The following is a 17175-nucleotide window of genomic DNA, read 5'->3' as shown; positions in this document are numbered from 1 at the left end:
CCAATTATCTATTCATATTTTAAAGCATCTATAGGATGAAGATTGGAAGCCTTGTAGGCCGGAAACATTCCGAACAATACGCCGATAATCAGAGATATTCCGAAGGATAGAAGAATCCAGAAGGCGGAATATACCTCGGGGACTATTTTGAATCCACCGATTATGAATTTGATAACCGAAATGCCCAAGAGAATTCCTATTATTCCACCTAATCCTGTAACCATTAAAGCTTCTATGAGAAACTGAACAAGGATATCTTTTCTTTTAGCTCCTATTGCCTTTCTTATGCCGATTTCCCTGGTACGCTCTGTTACCGAAACCAGCATAATGTTCATAATGCCTATTCCTCCGACTATGAGGGAAATGGCCGCTATTCCGCCTAAAATAACCATCATGGTTCCTGTCACGCTATTTAAAGTCTCCAGCATCTGAGCTGAATTAAATATCGTGAAGCTATTACTGTCATTATATACCCCCGTCAGGAAGGCATTTAACTTTTCCATTAAACCGTCCACCATGTCTCCGTCAACTGCCCTCAATGAAAAATTTCTTATGGCTCCGGTCCTTAATAGTCTCTGGGCAACCGTGACAGGAATTATTATCTGGTCGTCGTCAGACTGCTGCTGGCTTCCCGCCTTTTCCTGCAACACCCCCACCACAGTAAAAACCTCACCGTTAAGCTTTATTTTCTCACCTATGGGATTAACTCCTTCGAACAATTCATTACTAATATAAGTACCGATAAGCGCCACCTTTTGATTGAAATCCAGATCAAAGGATAAAAGAAACCTGCCGCTTTGAACATGGACATCCCTAACCTGCTCGTACTCGGGAGCCGTGCCTATTATGCTGGTATTCACGGTTTTAGTGCCTACCTTGGCAGTAACGCTGCTATTGGTTTGCGGCGCCAGAGCGCTTATTTCATCGCTGTTTTCTTCCGCAAACTTCTGTAAGTCCTCATAGCTCACATTTCTGTTACTGTTTCTGCCCATTATGTTAATCTGGATAAGATTGCTTCCCAGGCTTTGTATGGAGTCCGTTATCTGTTTGGTACTTCCTTCTGCAAAGGCAACAGCGGAAATGACCGCACCAACGCCGATGATTACACCCAGCATGGTGAGGAATGAGCGCACCTTGCCGCCAAGTATGCTTTTTATTGCCATTTTAAATGCTTGATAAAAATTCAAATTCCCTCACTCCTTTAAGTGCTATCTGCGGATCATTGTTCCTCCGCCGGCTGGTACGGCCATACCGCCCTGTGGTCTTTGCATATTTGTTGTGCCCTGTTGTGTCGTGTTTGACTGCATCGGAGGAAGTATGACTATATCCCCTTCCTCAAGGCCGCTGACTATTTCTACATTGTCTTCGTCATTTAAACCTATCTCAACAGGGGTGGGAATTGCAAAAGCTTTTTCATAATATTCCTGATACTGTCTTAAGGCTGAGCTTATGCTGCCTGTGATTTGCCGGCTGCTTCCCTGACTTCCGGATGCAGCATTAAAATTACCCTGACCTCCTTGTGAAAGGGATGTATTGCCGCTTGATGCACCGCTATTATTAGGCCTTGCTTGGGTGCTGCCTTGATTGCCAGTTCCGTTATTCCCGCTTCCGGTACCGCCGGAATTCCCTCCAGGTGACCCCTGGGCACCGGGTGTCCTTTGAGCGAAAATATCAATGTATGTGCCGTTTTTCTTCATCTCTTCGATTTGCTCTGCCGTACCCTGTACCATTACATAGGTACTGCCGCCTATCCTTTGTATTGCTTGAAGGGGCACATGCAGTACATCGGTTTTTCGGGTTATAAATATATCTCCGTCGGCATTCATGCCGCTCCTTAGCTTGTCAGTCTTGTCTATCTTTATTGTAACAGGATAGGTAGTTACACCGTTTGAAGAGGTTCCCTCCATGGCAATCTTTGATACATGCCCATTTAACGGCCTGACTGCCGTATCGCTAAGAGCTTCCACTGTAACATCCACCGTCTGGCCTACTTCTATTTTTTCAATGTCCAGCTCATCGACATTTATTGAAAACTCCATATTCTGATCATCTGCCACAACGCATAGCAAATCGGCTGCCTTTATGGTATCCCCTTCATTTACTTCCTGCTGTATTATGACACCGTCCGTTGAAGAGTAGATCTTATAGTAATCAAGCTGCCTTATGGAGGAATCCAGCTGTTCGTTTAACTCCTTAAGCTTTATGTCCGTGGTATCACGGCTGCTTAACAGATCTTTATTCTCAATTTCGATTAAAAGCTGTCCTTCATTTACGTATTGCTTGGCTTTTACATGTACTTTATCAACAGTTCCTCCGTCAGTTTTTAACTCTGTCTTGTTGGTATATTCCAATTCTGAGCTGTCTATACTGGTTATAAGCCCAACTGAGGTTTCTATCTCGGCGCTGGCCTTCATCCCTTCAGTCAAAGAACCAGGGTTTTCTATTTGTATTTCCACACTGTAGAGTATTCCACCAGATGGTGAGGAATAAGGCGTGGCGCTTACATATGTTACTGTGCCTTCAACGATTTCCATGAAATCCTGTATGTATACAATGGCACTTTTTCCAGGGGTGACATCAGCAATTCCCGGACTGCTGAATTCCAATAAAAGCTTAAGCTTCGATGTGTCAACCAAGGTTAAGACTACGCTGTTTTTAGAAATAACACTGCCTTCTTTTACAGATATGTCGGTAACCTGTCCATCAAAAGGTGCTGCTACAGTGAGGCTATTTATACCATCCAAATTGCTCTGCTGGCTTAACTGTGTCTGTGTCAGGGTGCTCCTGTTTTTCTCAACGGTTAATAATGCATCGGAATTATCCAGTTCCATCAGCAAATCCCCTGCTTGTATCCTGTCGCCCTCTTTAAAATACACCTTGTTAATTGTTGCACCTACTTTTGAGTAAACTTCTTCTCTGTTGGATGATTTAACTGAACCGGAGCCGGATATTTTTGTGCTTATCTCGCCCCTTTTAACACTGTCAGTCCTAAGATCATAGTCCGTATTGGAGGCTGACCTTTTATTGATGATATCGGGCAGAAATTTTATGCCTGCTGCAATTAGCGCAATGAGTATAACCACTATAATTGCTATGTTTTTTTTGTTTATGGTTTTCATCCTTCCTGCAGAAATATCCACGGGCCCTTCCTTTGGATTCAACTTCAATTTTTGCTTCCCTCCTTAATTTATACTCATCATATATTTTATAATTCAAGAGACTAAATTACTAATAATGATAAGTAATAAATGTGGCAAAAGTATGTCAAATTGTCAAAAAATCTTAATATTTGAATTGGCTTTCCGGCTGAAATTTTAGCGCCATACTTTTGCCACATTTTTCTGTTATAAATAGTATAACAAAAATTCTCGTTAAAGGCTTTATTGATATAATATAAAACACATATAATATAAAGTAATAGGAGGGGAGAAAAATGCAATCAGTACTTATTATAGATGACGATGAAAATGTTCACGAGTTTTTAAACCTCTATCTTAAAAAAGAAGGTTACTTTACATATTCGGCATATAACGGAATAGATGCCATCAAAGTTTTTAAGGAGCACTCTCCTTCGGTGATAATACTTGACATAATGATGCCCGGATTAAATGGCTTGGAAGTGTGCAAGGCTATTAGAAGCGAGAGCAAGGTTCCCATCATAATGCTTACGGCAAAAGGTGAAGATATAGATAAAATATTAGGATTGGAAATCGGAGCCGATGATTATATAACAAAACCTTTTAACCCCAGGGAGGTCGCCGCAAGAATTAAGGCGGTATTACGGCGGGTGGAAGACTTCTCCGGCGCTTCAAACAAGATTTTAAACTATCCCGGACTGGAGATTAATTTAAACGATTATACCGTTAAGGTAAACGATACACCCATACAGTGCACATCCAAGGAAATTGAGATTCTATGGATTATTGCAAGCAAGCCAAATCGCGTATTTACCCGAGAACAGCTTTTAGAGCTGGTGTGGGGCTATGAATATGCCGGTGAAACACGCACTGTAGATACCCATATCAAAAGAATAAGAGCAAAGCTTAATATTAAAGATGATTTACCTTGGGATATTAAGACGGTGTGGGGCGTAGGATACAAGTTTGAGGTGAAATAGCATGAAATCCATATTTTCAAGGCTGATTATTTCATTTATTGTTACCATATTAATAGCCATTTTTTCCATAGGAGTACTTTTTTCCGGCCTCTTGGAAAATTACCTGACGGAACAAAAAGAAATTGAACTTAAAAGCAAAGGCAACAGGATTGTTGAATTGTCCAGGGATTATTTAAACCACAACATAGATGAAGGCACTTTTGCATATGTCTTAAATTCCATAGATGCCGTTGTAGATTCCCGCACCCTTATAGTCGATAAATCAGGAAATTTTTTAAACTTCAGCTACAGGCCAAAGGGCTATAATATACCGCCCCTTCCGCTGCTTAAAAGGGCCACAATTTTTGATGACTCTGACATTGCACAGATATTGAGAGGCTCTACAGTATCTAAAAGCGGTTACAGCATTTTCTTTAATGAGCCTATGATAACCGTGGGCATTCCCATATATAACACTGATTATATCCCTACCATAATAGGAGCTATTGTATTGAGTTCTCCCGTTACAGGGGTCAATGAAATTTTAAACAAGGCTACTGCGCTTTTGGTTTTTGCAAGTTTAGCCGCCCTGGCTTTTTCTCTTATTACAGCTTTTTTCATTTCCAGGACACTGTCAAGGCCAATCCATACCATATCAAAGGCTGCCCGGGATGTGGCAGAAGGCAACTATTCTCAAAAGCTCAGTATATCCCGGAAGGACGAAATAGGAAGCCTGGCATCCTCCTTTAATTATCTTACGGAAAAATTAAAGGACACCATCGGGGATTTAAATAATGAAAAAAGCAAGCTCTCGGATATTTTATACAGCATGGAGGAAGGGCTTATTGCCCTTGATTTAAGCCTTAACATAATTCATATAAACCCGGCGGCGCTACATTTACTTGATATAAAGAAGTCTTCCCCTGTTTTAAAAGATGACATATATGGAGGGGATATTTTTAAAAATGCCTCCGATGTCTTGCAAAACGGCAAAAGTATCACTTACGAGAAAGAGACAAGTGAAGGAAGAATTGTCAGCATAATTATGTCTCCTCTGAAATATAAGGACGGACATATTTACGGAGTTATAATACTTTTGCAGGATATCAGCGAATCGGTGAAGCTGGAAAAAATGAGAAGGGATTTTGTAGCCAACGTCTCCCATGAACTGCGAACACCGCTTACTTCCATAAGAGGATTTATTGAACCTTTGATTGACGGTACTGTAGAGGATGATAAGACCATTTTAAAATACCATACCATAATCCGAAGCGAAACTCTGCGCCTTGAAAAGCTAATAAATGATCTTCTGGATTTGAGCAGATTCCAGGCGGGCAAGGTGGTCCTTGACATACAAAGGGTTGATATTACGGAATTGATATCCAATGTGTCGGCTAAATTCAAGCCTCAGTTTGATTCAAAAGAGATTAAGTTTGCCTTCAATAAACCTAAAGATTCCCTTTTTGTTTCGGCTGACGGCGACAGATTGGAACAGCTCATAATAATATTTATAGATAACGCCATTAAATTCACTGAAAGATACGGTAAAATAGAAATAAGCCTTTTTGAAGAAGGGGATGCAGTCAGAATATCCATAGAAGATTCAGGATTAGGCATACCTAAAGAAGATATCCCATATATATGGGATAGGTTTTACAAAGTTGATAAATCAAGGACAAATAAGAATTCCGGCACGGGATTAGGACTTTCCATTGCCAAAAACATAATCGAGCTTCATGGCCAGCATATATGGGTTGAAAGTGAACAAAACAAAGGTACCCGGTTTGAATTTACAATGAAGAAGGAAGCATAAGATGCTTCCTTCTTCATTGTAAAAAATTATTTGAGTATCTTAGTCACAATCTTTTTTAGGTGTTTCTTTATCGTGTTTATCCTTATCATACTTTTTCATATTCTTATGCTGCATTGGCATATAGCCGTTTTCTTCTATTTTCTTTTGAATTTCTTCCAGTCTTTTAAGCTTTTTTTCAGCCTGCTCTTTTGTTATGATACCAAATTCGCTGTACTTCTTAATCATTTCTTTTTTCAATTCATACATTTTTTCAGAAATGGCCTTTAATTCATTTTTTTGAGCATCAGTCAGCTTTACCTGCTGATTGATTTTCGGAGCATCCGAAGATGGCAAGCCTTTCTCTTCCGCTGCCAGTGCTGCCGTAGATGACACAAATACCGTCAGTATGGCAGCAGTAATTGCATAACAAATTTTTCTTCGCATTCTTCATAGCACCTCCATTTTATTCAGGATTTTATCCTGTCCTCACTATTATTTGCATAATGTGTGACAAAATTGCGGCACTTATGAAAAAAAACTGTAACAATAAAAACCAATCATCACCCCATGGTAACATTTATAGTCATTGTACCAGAGGCTTCCAAGGTCAATGGTATGGCAACCGTGGGCAGCTTGTTGGAAATTTCTATATTTTCACCAGTCATAAGGTAGGGCGGGGTAATATCGATATGTACGGATTTATCCCCGAAAACACTGCAGGCATTTCCCATAATCATATTTCCCATTTCCGAAATGGCGCTTTTGCTTATTTCATCAAGCTCGGCAATCATCATGCCGCCCATCATGGCTGAAGCTATGTTCTTCGCCGTATCTTTAGATAATTCAAAGCATACCTGCCCTTTTATATCTCCTACGACACCTACGATAATATTTATCTGTTCCGCCTGATATGGATGATTCTTTACATATACCTTCCCCAATGAAACATCAACATTGCACAAAGCCTTCAAGATCGAAACTGAAGCCTGTATAAATGGATTGATATTTTCTACTTTCATGTTATTTTCCTCATTTCACGTCATTATCATTTGTATAATAAAGCATTTTATTAATAAACTACTCTGTTCCTTCCCAGGCGTTTTGCCTCATACAACTTTTTGTCAACCAGTTCAATAACTTCATCTGCAGTAGCATCCCGGCTGTTTTCATCTATTGTATGGACTCCAAAACTGCAGGTAATGCTAATAGAATTTGAACCTACTGTAAATACCTTATTCTCCATGCTTTTGCGTATTCTCTCCGCCACTTCAACTGCAGCACTTTTATGGGTATTTGTAAGGCAGAGCATAAACTCCTCGCCGCCGTACCTTGCCACCCAATCTTTGTCTTTACTTATATGCTGATCCAGTAAACCAGCAAATTCTTTAAGCACTGCATCACCTGCCATGTGCCCGTAAGTATCATTGACTTTTTTAAAAAAGTCCAAATCGGCAAATATTATAGACAAAGGCTCATCCTTGGCGTATGCATTTAAAAGGTCTACAGGCAGCCTTTCATTTATATACCTTCTGTTGAATACCTCTGTCAGTGCGTCCTTTACAGCTACCCTATTCATATGCTCAATCATGGTAAAAATCCTCACATCCTGGCCGTGCTGAGCATCACCAAACACCAGGTTTTGGGTGGTTTCTTTCAAAAGCTCAACTATCAGTTTTCTTGCCATGACATTCACAGGCACCGCAGTGACCATATATATTTTATCCCCCATGCTTTCTATTTTAAAAACCGTATCATTTTCAATAAATGCCCTCATGGAAATGCAATTGTCACAGATAGCATTTTTCATCCATATGTCAAAGCAGGGATGCTCTCCGTAGCTTAAATCGCCATTTTTAAGCTCCAGCACAGTTTTTCTGACAGGGTCAACAATCCGCATGGCATTATACATTTTTTCAAAAATATGAAGCTTGTCTAATAAACTTTCCAACTCACTCATAATCTCATCCTTTATCAGCGAGCAACGTCGCCTCTTATTATCAGCATTTCTGCGTCTTTTTCCGGCAAGGGTTTGCTGAAATAATTCCCTTGTATTTTATGACATTTATATTTGTTCAGATATTCCAGCTGTTCTAAAGTTTCCACGCCTTCCGCAACTACATTTAAGCCCATGGTCCGGCCCATCATGACTATCTGTCCTGTCAAAGCCTTGTCCTCGCTTTCCGTGGAGATGCTGTCTATAAAGGATTTGTCTATTTTTAATGTACTGATAGGCAAAAGCTTTAAGTAGCTCAAGGAGGAATAACCTTTACCAAAATCATCAAGAGCTATTTTTACTCCTTTGCTGCATAAAAGCTTAAGTTTTCCTTCTATTGCAGAATAAGACTCCATCAAGACCGATTCAGTAACTTCGAGCTCCAAAAATTCAGGATTAAGGCCATGAGACTCTGTAATTTTAAGCACCACATCAGCAAAGTCATCCTGCAGAAGCTGCAGCATTGAAATGTTTACTGCAATATTAATATCATCTTCTCCCTGGTCATGAAGCTTTTTTAAAAATAAACAGGCTTTATTTAAAACCCATTCACCAATGGGCATGATTAATTGAGTGTCTTCTGCAATTTTTATAAATTTTAAAGGAGAAACATACCCCAATTCCTTGCTTTTCCACCTTAACAATGCTTCTAAGCCTGTAATTGCTCCTTTTTTTATTTCCAGCTGTGGCTGATAATAGAGTTCAAATTCATCATTCTCAAGGGCTGTACGCAAATTCTTTTCAATCAAAGCCCTTTCTGCAACCATTTCATTCATAGGCTGGGTATAGACCACATAGCGGCTTCTGCCGGATTCTTTGGCTTTGTACATTGCAATATCAGCACATCTTAACAGCTCATTGCTGTCCATTCCATGATAAGGATACAATGAAACTCCAATGCTTATATTTACATGAAGTTCTTTTTCACCTACTTTGAAAGGCTTCTTAAATCCCATTAGAATTTGAGCGGCAAATCTCTCAGCATCTTCCTGCTTTTCAATGTTCTCCAAAACAACAATGAATTCGTCTCCACCCAGCCTGTAAACAGTTCCTTTATCAAGCAGCAGCTCTTTCAATCTCTCTCCGGTGGATTTAATCAATTCATCTCCAAAAGAGTGGCCCATTGAGTCATTTATAAATTTAAAATTATCAAGGTCTATGAAAAAAAGGGCTCCGCTTACGAAAACGCTGTTGGCAAAGATTCTCCCAAAATTCTCATCCAGTGCCCAGCGGTTGGGAAGGCCGGTCAATATGTCATGATAAGCCATGTGATGAAGCTTGTCTTCACTCTCTGTGAGCTTCTTTTCACTGTCCATAAGTGAATCAAATTGACTGCGAAGTTCTTCTTCAGATGCTGCAATTTCTTCATGGGCTGCTTCCAATTCTTCATAGGTAGAAGTTAATTCCTGGTAGCTTTCGATTATCTTCTCTTCGTTTGCTTTAATCTTTTTTAAAGCAGGATATATAAGGGCAAAAATCAAAATCCCGGTGACAACTACATATATCCATCCTTTTAACATGCTTATACGTATCAATGCCTGCTTGTCTGAAATTATCATTTCCAACACCTTGTCCGATAATAAAATCCACAAGGCTCCTAAAAACATATAAACTAACGTTATGCGAACCGAAATATATCCCGGGTTAAATTCTTTACTGCCAGGAAGTTTTTCTCCGGAAAAATTATACCAATAGGACCTATTATTTTCCTCTTTTACTTCATTTACATCCTGTTCCATTTATTACACCTCTCATGCTTAAGCATGCTCACACTTTAGTGTGCATATACTTTAGTATGCTATAATCCCCATGCCAAATATTACAAGCATGGGGAATTCCAAGCTTCGAAGTATTAAATTTTATAACTTATTATACTGCTTCTAATATATATAAATAATTCTCAATTTTTATAAGGTTACTACAATAATTTCCTGTTTTAATTGTATTACAACATTTTTCATTTTTCAACAAAATATGAACATATTGCAAATAAATTATAATAAGTAAATAATTCTTAATTAAATTATAATTTATTATATGAAGTCCGTCGTGTTCCGGCATAGTTCCTTTGTTGTATCTACACTCTTTAGAATAAAAATGAAGGGCAACTAATTTATTTGGCTTCTCTTAAAAGAAGGCCCAGACAATTAATATACAGGTGGATATTGTCCATCAATTCCTTGTCAAGGCCGTATATATTATTGAGAAACTCATGACCGAAGAACCTTGTTTCTACATTAAGGCACGCCTTTATATAGTTTTCGATATCTTTTAATTTTGCTCCGCCGCCATGTATATAAATAAGTTTCAGTCTTTTTCCGGAACCCGACAGAATGTAATAATCCATGATTTTGGTTATATGCTCTAAGATTTCATCAATGGCATCTCTTGTTTTATTCTTTGTATTATATATACTTTCATCAATCACTTTAGTCCCAAAACTTATTTCTCTTTCGAGATATAAGTTTCCCTTTTCCATCAATGCAAATGTTGCTGATATATATCCTATATCAAGTATGCCTATACACTCATCAGAGTTTTCATCCTCTTGCGGCAGGTTCTGAAAGAGATTTGACATGCTGTTGGAAAATACGTCTATTACCCTCGCTTTAAGCTTTAATCTCCCTAATATATCCGTATATTTATCTATCTTTGATTTAGGTGCGGCAGCAAGCAAAACCTCTGCTCTTGCTTCACCATCCTTATTTATAACATCAAGCTTCTTTGAGTTTATCACATATTCATTATAATCGATAGGAAGGTACTCTGTTATTTCATAGTATACAGCCTGCTGAAGCTCCTTATGCTTCATGTCGGGCAAACTCAGACGGCGTATTATCAAATCCCTTCCTTTAATCCCCATAGATACATTTTTAGCTTTGAGCTTCTTTTGCATTAAAAGTTTATGTATTTTTTCAACTACATCCGCTTCTTCCGCGATATCTTCAGAACCTTCTTTTACATCGCATATTCCGTGGCCTGTTATCCTTACTCCGTTTTTATACCTTTTACCCTGCACTACTTTTACATACCGGCTGCCTATATCCATAACCAGTATATTTTTATTGAAGAGCATAATTTATCCTCCTTTAATGTTAAGGGAGCACTAATGCAGTAGGGCAATTTCCCTCTTTAAAGAATGAATCTGAGGGAGTTTAAAAAGTGTCCCCATTGATAAATTCTTTTCCACAAACATATAAATGTATTCAATAAAAAACACTGTATCAATAATAAAGATACAGTGTTTATCCCTTATAATTTTAAAGCATTATGCCTGCATTACCCCGAAATGCTTATAGTCAATCTGTACACCCGGATCAACTATTATAAAGTCGTCGTCCCACTCTTCCTTCAAGGCCTTATACAGTATATTTATGGAGCCCTTTATAACTTCGTGCTCTAAATCAAGGGTTGATGCTATCTGCTTTGTTGATTCAAGTATCTCCTGAAGTTCATATGCTCCCGTTTCTATTATCCTCAGCTTCTCATAGCTTTTAAGCATTGCTTCCATTACTCTTTTGGCTCTTTTTTCTCCATACTTATTCAAGCAATAAGTATAGTCTGTCCATATATTTGATTCACTTTCAAGGTAACCCTTTGTGAGATAATAGGAAACCGCTTTTTCATCCCATTGCTTTTTTATTTTATCCCCGCCTAAAAACAGGGATATGCAATCGGAAACGTTGGGTATTATTATTCTGGCTTTATCATGATGAAGCCCTATTAATGAATTTCCGCAATTTCCGTAAAGCATGAGAATGTTATCTACATTATCAATTGTGTCCAATGTATCCTGCAGCGCATGGCTTAACTTTTCAGGAGTGTTATGAAGCCCTGATTTTATCCATATGACAGGAAAATCTATATTCATTTCTTCTATTACGTGTATTATTTCACTTTTCAAGGTTTTGCAAGCAACAGCAATTGTCTTCATAACATTACCTCCAATCCTCACTGGCAATCTATAAAATAATAACTTTTCTTTCGTCTCCAGTATAACATGTATGAAATACATTTTATATATATGATTTTTTTCATTGGTTACATTAACTTACATATAAAGAATAAAAAGGCGGAAGACTGTAAATTATACCTCCGCCGCCTCTTCATTTCTTTAAGCAAGTGATAATCTTAGCTTCCGGCAATATAAGCCATGGAATAAATTACATTGAAAATTTACACTAAGCTACACCTTTCCTGTTTTTCAACTCCTGCTGAATTGATTCCATCTTTTCTCTATTCAAAGGATAAAAATACATAATTACCGCAGCCAATATGCTGACAACCATAGGGAGCACTGCTGCCATAGTCCTTATTCCATTTATGATTACAGGATCCTGAGTATTTGCAACAAAGCCTATATAGGCAAGAGCAAATGCCGCTATGGAACCTCCGATAAGCACCCCTAATTTAATGGGGAAAATAACAAGGCCCATATTAACGGCTCTTGAGCTTTTGCCTGTCTTCCATTCGCCGTAATCCGCTGTGTCTGAGAAGAAAGCCGGAACAACTGCATTGCTTATACCAAAACCAAACTGTGCAACGGTGACAAAGGCAATAAACAAATAAGCATTGCTTCCTGCAAGCAAGTACACTAAAAGCATGCCTAAAAACCAGAATCCTATGCCTATATTATATGTAGCCTTTTTATCAAATCTTTTAGCCAGAAATTGTGCAGCAGCATTTCCTAAGAACCCTCCGCCAAAGCTTATGGGGAAATATATGGACATCATAAGAAGGCTTCCTACAACATATCTGAAATAATACATGTTAAATCCAGTTAATATGTTTGTTGCAGTCAATATAACGGTATTTGAAATCATGAGTATTAAGAGGGGTTTGTTTGTCGCAACCTGGGTAAGCATATCCTTTAATGTAACCCTCTGGGAAGAAGCTTTTTGAGCCCCCGGCTTGTCATAATCCTTTGCCAATGAAGCCAGCCAGTACATACCTATTATAACTATGATTCCGTACACTGTGACTGTATAAAAATACCCTTTAGCGTCATTGCCTCCGCCTAAAAGCCCTATAAGTGGAACTGTTATAAGGCCTCTTACTATCTGTCCTAAGGAGCCACCCTGCCCCCTGGCGGATGCAAGCTTTGCTCTTTCATTCTGGTCACTGGTGAATGTGGGCAAAAGAGCGAAACGTCCTGTTGAACAGAAATTAACGAATACATATCCAAGAATGTAGGCTGCGCTTAAGTAAAATATTTTGACAGGTGTGCTTACATTAAAATTAGTAAACATAAGCATATTGAAGATAACTATTAAAGGCGCTGCTAGAAATAACCATGACCTGTATTTTCCCCAAGGGAGGTTGCTTTTTTCAACTATTATTCCTATAATAGGCACATCCACTGTATCGGCTATCCTGCCTATAAGCAATATAGTGGCAACTACTGCCGGGGCTATTAAGGCTGCATCAGTTAAAAAGAAAGAGATGTACTGTACCCCCATGGTTGTTAAAAAACCAAGGGCAAATTCTCCGAATCCATAGGCAAAAACTATTTTATTGCTCAGTTTTTCAGACATTTTACTCTCCTCCGATAATTTTTTTTGGTTTTGACCTTAATAAATAAGTAATCTTTTATATGTCTTATGAGCACAAATTGATTATGAAGTTGAACATTACATCCTCAAACTTTTCAATTTTTGGTGCTGCTACACTATGAAGACGTTCAAATAGCTCGGTGTGCTTTTCTTTATATTGAGACCAGGTGGAGAAATATTTTGAATTCATATTGGCATCAATCTCAGCTATAATCTCATCTGTCCTGTTTACACGCGGCTTAGGCTCTGTATTTCCGGCACGCTCAGCTTCTGAATACCTGCCGTTTAAATATACATACTCCTGAACGGCTTTGAGGTTTTCGACTATGTTTCCGCTTAAATCAAAGGCGTTTTTATCAAAATCAAACATAAAATGTCCGCCGGGAGCTAAAATATCCAACAGCTCCTTAGCCTTGTCAATGCACTGTTCTTTTGTTCCTGTATGAAGCAGCATTAATGGATAGAATCCGGATATGATGTGCTTTTTGCCCAGTTTTTCTTTTACGAGCTTTGGATCGCCGTATTCAAATCGCATAATTGTATTTTCGGGAAGCTCGTATAAATGATCCAGATATCTCATGAAGTCATGCTCCACAAATAAGGATACGTTAATTCCCATTTCAGACAGCGTGTCCACCTGTTTCTTAAATGAAGGCCACCAGAATTTTTCAAAATCTTGGGTCCTCATATAAGGAGCCATGTGAAGGGGAATAACAGTTACTCCATATTCTGATTTGACAGGAATTTTGCCTTTTTTGATAAGAATTGGGGTAATTGCATCACAAGCCTCAACTACTTTATCGGGGATTCTTCTGATGTCTTTTGAAATGCCGGTAAAACTTCTGAAAAAGTCTGCCATGAAATCATAGGGAGCAGTCGTTGCATTGCCGGGTATGGCAGCAAAACCGTATTTAGCTCTCATTTTTCCTGCTATCATTCCTGTTGTAGCCATTTCTTCTCCATGTGCCCTTGCTGCTTTGGCTAAAGCAAGTGCTCTTGAAAAAGGATCGGAATCAAGCTCGGTATAAAGACGGGGTAAAATTTTTTCTATAATACAATCATATGGTGAAGCAATAAATTCGTCATATTCTTCCGGTCCCATTCCCATGACATTAGGGTGCTGCATGGTACCGGTAGAACCCATAATAAAGGGCTTGGACCCCAATAACTGATAAAAAGAAGGATACCTTCTTGTACCTCCCGGCATACTGTCTGAGAAAAAGTCCTGGCACACCTTGTCAAAAACTGCCTCAGCTTTGGTCATATCCCAATAAATTTCCGCAATATCCATTCCTGCATAAAGTATCATTGCATCCAAGGTAAATGCACTGCTTACCGGAATCCTTGTGGGGACATTGCCTCTGTATAAATCCTTATACATCTGGGTTCTTTCATTTGATAAGGAAACTGCATCGCTCATTTATTTCACCCACCCCTGACATATTTTAACGCCTTCTGCCGCGTTAGTCGTGAAAGCATCTGCGCCAATTTGAGCACAAGCTTCCTTTGTAACGGGATTTCCGCCTATTATGATTTTTACGCTATCCCTTAGTCCTGCTTCTTTAATGGCATCGACGGTATCTTTCATTGCTTCAAGTGCAAGGGTCAATACTCCGCTCATGCCGATAATATTTGGCTTAACTTCTTTAATCTTGTCAATAAAGGCTTCAGCCGGCTGGTCTATTCCTAAATCGTAAACTGTAAAACCTGCTGCTTCACACATGCTTTTGAATATGTTCTTTCCGATGTCATGCAAGTCTCCGGCAACAGTTCCTAAGACAACTGAGCCTGCGCTTGCGGTGTTTGTACTTCCCAATACCGGTTTTAAGGTATTGATGGCGTTTGTAAGAAGTTCTCCTGCAAATATTAAGTCTCCTACGAAATACTCACCTTTCTCATAAAGGTCGCCCACTATTGCCATGCCGCTCTGGCAGGCTGCCACAACTTGCTGTGCGTCTTCTTCTGAAGGATTTGTTGCCACGAAGCTGTCTAATACTTCAAGGACTTTTTCTTCATCCAATTCCCCAACAGATTCTGTCAATGCTTTTAAATCTACCATAATTTCTTCCTCCAATTTTTTATAATAATTCAGGAATAAAAACTATCCCCCTTTCATCTTCGGCGCAAACTTCCTTACTTATTTTTATAATGACTGCATAATGCTATATAATATAAATTCGGTACACCGAAGTTAATTCAATAAGTTTCAGGTTTTAAGGAAAAAGTCTGAATATAAAAATAGGGATAAATATATAGGCTTAATTTTAAGAACATAGATACTAAAATTTAAGAATTGAAAATATGCTTGCTGAAAATATGAAATGTATATGTTGTTATGTTTTTTTCTATATATAGTGCTATTTCGTGATAAATTTGCATATTTTTATTATTATTATAAAATTTCTCCGCATTTTTGTCAATATATACTAATATTTTTAGCATTTTTTAAAAATTTGCATATTGTTAAAAGTATTGTTATTATTTATATAAATGCGTTTTAAATGTGTAACCTGTAAATACTGTGAATGATGCGAGGTAATTTATGAAAAACAAGGAAGATGCTAATGGTTCAGTAAATACAAACTACAACACCAAGGAAGTTATAATGGCTGCAGCAAAGCTTCAGTTTTTTGAAGAAGGTTATTTTAAAACCACAATTGCCAACATTTTTAAGGAAATCAATATTCCGATGGGGGTCTTTACCTATCATTACAAGACAAAGGATAATTTAATCAGCGAAATATTCACCCAATATTATTCTGAAATATCCAAGCTTATTGAAAGAAGCTTCACCGTCCCTCCTTCTCAAAGTTTCCTTAAACATATGCTGATATCAAGAATTTTTTACAGAATTATACTTGAAAATGAAAAAAACGCCAGATTTTATTATGAAGTTATTCATGATAAATCCAGCTACAGGTTCTTTAAAAATGTAGTTATACCCAAACACAGAGGACTGCTGAAAGAATTTAACGTACTTGTAACTGAAGAGGAGTTTCAAAGCATAGTAGTAATGGGTTCCGGAGCAAGAAGGGAGTTTTTTTTAAGCTATTTTGAAAATAATATTAAAATGTCCGTAAATCAGGTTGTAAATCTCTTAGAGTCCATAGTGCCCAGAATGCTTAAAATAGACCAGAATTTAATTGACAGCATACTTTTAAAGTCCATAGATTTAGCAGATTCTCTTGATTACAGTGAAATCAAATTTTTAGTCTAGATAATGACATATGCCATCTAATTTCAAAGAGCTTATCGGCCGGAAAATCTTCCTGATTTTAACGGCCGCGCTCAGGGGCTGTTGCATTTTGAACACTCGATTCGCTATGTTCAAGTTCTGCAAGTTCTAAGTCTCCCTGCCTTGAAAATACAAGAATTTTGATAACTTGCTATCGCTTAGACAATCTAAAATTCTAAGTATTTTCTTCGGCAGCGTCATCAAGAACTTGTTCAGAACTCTCACAATGCTCATTTACGTTGTTCAAAATGCAACAGTCCCTCGCTATTTTTCGCTCCTTTGAAATTCGATGCCCACTACATGGTTAATATACTATAAATATAAAAAAACGTCCTGTTTTTAAAACGGGACGTTTTATAATTCTTTTACTGCTCTTTTATAGGCCCTATTTTATTTTTACGGTAAGCATTGGTAAAGTTTCTGCAGAATCTGTCTCTTCCTAGTAAAGCTTCAGTTGCTAAAAGGGATGCCATCATATCTCTGTTGCAAGGATCCATTATGGCCGAA

At 38.2% G+C, this 17175-nt stretch carries 14 protein-coding genes and 1 pseudogene; 3 read left to right on the top strand and 12 right to left on the bottom strand.

What is annotated here, in order from left to right; genetic code table 11:
- Positions 1-8: 8 nt before the first annotated feature.
- Complete coding sequence (locus OXPF_RS12875; protein ID WP_054875634.1) at positions 9-1187, bottom strand: ABC transporter permease; 1179 nt, start codon at positions 1185-1187, stop codon at positions 9-11.
- Positions 1188-1208: 21 nt separating this feature from the next.
- Positions 1209-3167 (bottom strand): efflux RND transporter periplasmic adaptor subunit, encoded by a 1959-nt coding sequence (locus OXPF_RS12870; protein ID WP_054875633.1) that lies wholly within the window; start codon positions 3165-3167, stop codon positions 1209-1211.
- Between the two features lie 266 nt (positions 3168-3433).
- On the opposite strand from OXPF_RS12870, the gene OXPF_RS12865 reads away from it, so the two are divergent.
- Both OXPF_RS12865 and OXPF_RS12860 read left to right on the top strand, forming a co-directional pair.
- On the top strand, positions 3434-4117 hold the full coding sequence (locus tag OXPF_RS12865; RefSeq protein WP_054875632.1) for a response regulator transcription factor: 684 nt from the start codon (positions 3434-3436) through the stop codon (positions 4115-4117).
- A gap of 1 nt (position 4118) precedes the next feature.
- Positions 4119-5909 (top strand): ATP-binding protein, encoded by a 1791-nt coding sequence (locus tag OXPF_RS12860; RefSeq protein WP_054875631.1) that lies wholly within the window; start codon positions 4119-4121, stop codon positions 5907-5909.
- A 39-nt stretch (positions 5910-5948) separates the two neighbouring features.
- Here the strand turns inward: OXPF_RS12860 and OXPF_RS12855 are convergent, their stop codons facing one another.
- From OXPF_RS12855 to OXPF_RS12815, 9 genes are all read right to left on the bottom strand, one after another.
- Entirely contained in the window at positions 5949-6332 is a 384-nt protein-coding gene (locus tag OXPF_RS12855) for a DUF2680 domain-containing protein (RefSeq protein ID WP_054875630.1), read from the bottom strand.
- A gap of 116 nt (positions 6333-6448) precedes the next feature.
- Positions 6449-6907, bottom strand: a complete 459-nt coding sequence (locus tag OXPF_RS12850; protein ID WP_054875629.1) for a chemotaxis protein CheX — start codon at positions 6905-6907, stop codon at positions 6449-6451.
- A 50-nt stretch (positions 6908-6957) separates the two neighbouring features.
- Positions 6958-7845, bottom strand: coding sequence for a GGDEF domain-containing protein (locus OXPF_RS12845; protein ID WP_054875628.1), 888 nt, complete (start codon positions 7843-7845; stop codon positions 6958-6960).
- Positions 7846-7859: 14 nt separating this feature from the next.
- On the bottom strand, positions 7860-9620 hold the full coding sequence (locus tag OXPF_RS12840; RefSeq protein WP_054875627.1) for a putative bifunctional diguanylate cyclase/phosphodiesterase: 1761 nt from the start codon (positions 9618-9620) through the stop codon (positions 7860-7862).
- 374 nt (positions 9621-9994) lie between these two features.
- Complete coding sequence (pilM, locus tag OXPF_RS12835) at positions 9995-10957, bottom strand: pilus assembly protein PilM (RefSeq protein ID WP_054875626.1); 963 nt, start codon at positions 10955-10957, stop codon at positions 9995-9997.
- A 192-nt stretch (positions 10958-11149) separates the two neighbouring features.
- Positions 11150-11815 (bottom strand): DUF1638 domain-containing protein, encoded by a 666-nt coding sequence (locus OXPF_RS12830; RefSeq protein ID WP_054875625.1) that lies wholly within the window; start codon positions 11813-11815, stop codon positions 11150-11152.
- Between the two features lie 247 nt (positions 11816-12062).
- Positions 12063-13415 (bottom strand): MFS transporter, encoded by a 1353-nt coding sequence (locus OXPF_RS12825; protein ID WP_054875624.1) that lies wholly within the window; start codon positions 13413-13415, stop codon positions 12063-12065.
- A gap of 64 nt (positions 13416-13479) precedes the next feature.
- The gene (locus OXPF_RS12820; protein ID WP_152967762.1) at positions 13480-14853 is read right to left on the bottom strand and encodes a uroporphyrinogen decarboxylase family protein; all 1374 of its coding nucleotides are present in this window, start codon (positions 14851-14853) and stop codon (positions 13480-13482) included.
- Positions 14854-15492: a cobalamin B12-binding domain-containing protein gene (locus OXPF_RS12815; RefSeq protein ID WP_054875623.1), complete on the bottom strand. Its 639-nt coding sequence runs from the start codon at positions 15490-15492 to the stop codon at positions 14854-14856.
- Between the two features lie 483 nt (positions 15493-15975).
- Between OXPF_RS12815 and OXPF_RS12810 the strand changes: the two genes are divergently transcribed.
- Positions 15976-16650: a TetR/AcrR family transcriptional regulator gene (locus OXPF_RS12810; RefSeq protein WP_054875622.1), complete on the top strand. Its 675-nt coding sequence runs from the start codon at positions 15976-15978 to the stop codon at positions 16648-16650.
- A gap of 383 nt (positions 16651-17033) precedes the next feature.
- On the opposite strand, the pseudogene OXPF_RS23145 reads toward OXPF_RS12810, so the two are convergent.
- Positions 17034-17175 (bottom strand): annotated as a pseudogene (locus OXPF_RS23145) (methyltetrahydrofolate cobalamin methyltransferase); the annotation flags it as partial.

The organism is Oxobacter pfennigii (assembly GCF_001317355.1).
Taxonomy (GTDB): domain Bacteria; phylum Bacillota; class Clostridia; order Clostridiales; family Oxobacteraceae; genus Oxobacter; species Oxobacter pfennigii.
Note: the sequence above shows the minus strand (reverse complement) of the source record. Positions and strands in the feature narration are given on the sequence as shown.

Coding starts and splice junctions, on each gene's coding strand:
- OXPF_RS12865 (WP_054875632.1), top strand. CDS start 3,434: ATGCAATCAGTACTTATTATAGATGACGATGAAAATGTTCACGAGTTT.
- OXPF_RS12860 (WP_054875631.1), top strand. CDS start 4,119: ATGAAATCCATATTTTCAAGGCTGATTATTTCATTTATTGTTACCATA.
- OXPF_RS12855 (WP_054875630.1), bottom strand. CDS start 6,332: ATGCGAAGAAAAATTTGTTATGCAATTACTGCTGCCATACTGACGGTA.
- OXPF_RS12850 (WP_054875629.1), bottom strand. CDS start 6,907: ATGAAAGTAGAAAATATCAATCCATTTATACAGGCTTCAGTTTCGATC.
- OXPF_RS12845 (WP_054875628.1), bottom strand. CDS start 7,845: ATGAGTGAGTTGGAAAGTTTATTAGACAAGCTTCATATTTTTGAAAAA.
- OXPF_RS12840 (WP_054875627.1), bottom strand. CDS start 9,620: ATGGAACAGGATGTAAATGAAGTAAAAGAGGAAAATAATAGGTCCTAT.
- pilM (WP_054875626.1), bottom strand. CDS start 10,957: ATGCTCTTCAATAAAAATATACTGGTTATGGATATAGGCAGCCGGTAT.
- OXPF_RS12830 (WP_054875625.1), bottom strand. CDS start 11,815: ATGAAGACAATTGCTGTTGCTTGCAAAACCTTGAAAAGTGAAATAATA.
- OXPF_RS12825 (WP_054875624.1), bottom strand. CDS start 13,415: ATGTCTGAAAAACTGAGCAATAAAATAGTTTTTGCCTATGGATTCGGA.
- OXPF_RS12820 (WP_152967762.1), bottom strand. CDS start 14,853: ATGAGCGATGCAGTTTCCTTATCAAATGAAAGAACCCAGATGTATAAG.
- OXPF_RS12815 (WP_054875623.1), bottom strand. CDS start 15,492: ATGGTAGATTTAAAAGCATTGACAGAATCTGTTGGGGAATTGGATGAA.
- OXPF_RS12810 (WP_054875622.1), top strand. CDS start 15,976: ATGAAAAACAAGGAAGATGCTAATGGTTCAGTAAATACAAACTACAAC.